General features: G+C 53.7%; 1 protein-coding gene. It reads left to right on the forward strand.

The window, feature by feature from the left end:
* Window positions 1-402: 402 nt before the first annotated feature.
* Window positions 403-1,833, forward strand: a complete 1,431-nt coding sequence (locus tag M5G11_RS19395) for an IS1182 family transposase (RefSeq protein ID WP_177072252.1) — start codon at window positions 403-405, stop codon at window positions 1,831-1,833.
* The last annotated feature ends 160 nt before the right edge of the window (window positions 1,834-1,993 follow it).

Consider the following 1,993-nt stretch of genomic DNA (forward strand, 5'->3'; position numbering starts at 1 on the left):
CAGTATAAGATTCCGGAAATCAGCAGGTACGCCGACAACGTGGGCTAGAGGCTAGAAATCTGGGGGTTGGATGATTGCAAGCAACGTTTCGTATCTTTGTCCGGTTTGTGGATACCCCGGGCTTGAAGAGCCTCCATACGATGAGATTGGCTGCTCTTCGTTTGGCATGTGCCCGTCCTGCGGTACGCAGTTCGGCTATGATGACGCAACATCTACTCATGCTGACTTGCGGAGATTATGGATCTCTAAAGGAATGCTTTGGTGTAGCAAAGCTCAAGCGTCGCCGAGTGGTTGGGACCCGGAAAGGCAACTACAGGCGGTTGAAAAACGCATCAATATCTCAACGGAACACCGCTATTAGCCCTGCTATGATTTCTGAGGATTTCATCGCAGGGATCGCCCATGAAGCGCTTTATCCAAGGTGAACATCGAGGCCAAGAAACCTTCCTTCCCGCGAGCCTCGACGATTACGTCACAGATGCCAATCCGGTGCGCGTAGTCGACATTTTTGTCGACGAACTGGACCTGGTCAAACTAGGTTTCGAGGGCGCCTTACCTGCTGATACAGGCCGGCCGGCTTACCATCCCTCGGTCCTGCTGAAGATCTACATCTACGGCTATCTGAACCGCATTCCATCGAGCCGGCGTCTTGAACGAGAAGCCCAACGCAACGTCGAGCTGATGTGGTTGACCGGGCGTTTGATGCCCGATTTCAAGACCATCGCCAACTTCCGAAAAGACAACAGCAAGGCCATCCGAGGTGTCTGCCGCCAGTTCGTGGTGCTGTGCCAGCAGCTAGGACTGTTCGAAGAAAATCTGGTCGCCATCGACGGCAGCAAATTCAAGGCCGTCAATAACCGCGACCGCAATTTCACCAGCGCCAAGCTGAAACGGCGGATGGAAGAAATTGAATCAAGTATCAATAGGTACCTGACTACGCTCGACGAAACCGATCGGCAAGAACCCTCGGTCGCTCAGCCCAAGGCTGCTCGTCTGCAAGAGAAAATCGACAAGCTCAAAGCTCAGATGAAAGAGTTGCAGGTCATTGAAACTCAGCTCAACGAATCAACGGATAAACAGGTCTCACTGACGGATCCAGACGCCCGTTCCATGATGACGCGCGGCACCGGAATCGTCGGTTACAACGTGCAGACAGCAGTCGATACCCAGCACCATTTGATCGTTGCGCATGAGGTGACCAACGTCGGTTCCGACCGCGATCTACTCAGCTCGATGGCCAAGCAGGCCCGCGAGGCGATGGCGTCAGATACGTTGTCGGTAGTGGCTGACCGAGGTTACTTCAAAAGCGAACAAATCCTAGCTTGTCACGATGCAGGCATCACCGCCTATGTGCCCAAGCCGATGACCTCTGGAGCCAAGGCTGACGGGCGTTTCAATAACGATGCCTTCATCTATGACGCGGTAAAAAACGAATACATTTGTCCCGCTGGAGAGGCGTTGATCTGGCGCTTTTCCAGCGTTGAAAAAGGCCTGAAGTTGCACCGTTATTGGAGTTCTAATTGCCAGGGATGCGTGCTGAAATCGGAGTGCACACCGAGCAAGCAACGGCGAGTTCGGCGATGGGAGCATGAAGCCGTATTGGAGGAAATGCAGAACAGGCTGAGCAACGCGCCGGACATGATGCGAGTCCGCAAGCGTACGGTCGAGCATCCCTTCGGGACACTCAAACAATGGATGGGAGCCACACATTTCCTGACACGAAAGCTGAACGGAGTAAGTGCGGAGATGAGCTTGAACGTCCTCGCCTACAACTTGAAACGAGTCATGAAAATTATCGGTACCAGCGGTTTAATGAAGGCGCTGTCGGCCTGAAAAGATCTGTATTTTGGCCACCCAGCAAGGTAGAAGCGGCGCTAGGGGCTCCCAGCCCCTCGTGATGATCCGCAGGACTTGTTGTGAGCAATTACTCAGCTAACAACCGTCAGCGCTGCGCGCCGACAGTGCATCAGCGCGTTTTTACACACTCTGGGCC

Source organism: Pseudomonas fontis (assembly GCF_028656955.1).
In the GTDB taxonomy this organism is placed as follows: Bacteria; Pseudomonadota; Gammaproteobacteria; order Pseudomonadales; family Pseudomonadaceae; genus Aquipseudomonas; species Aquipseudomonas fontis.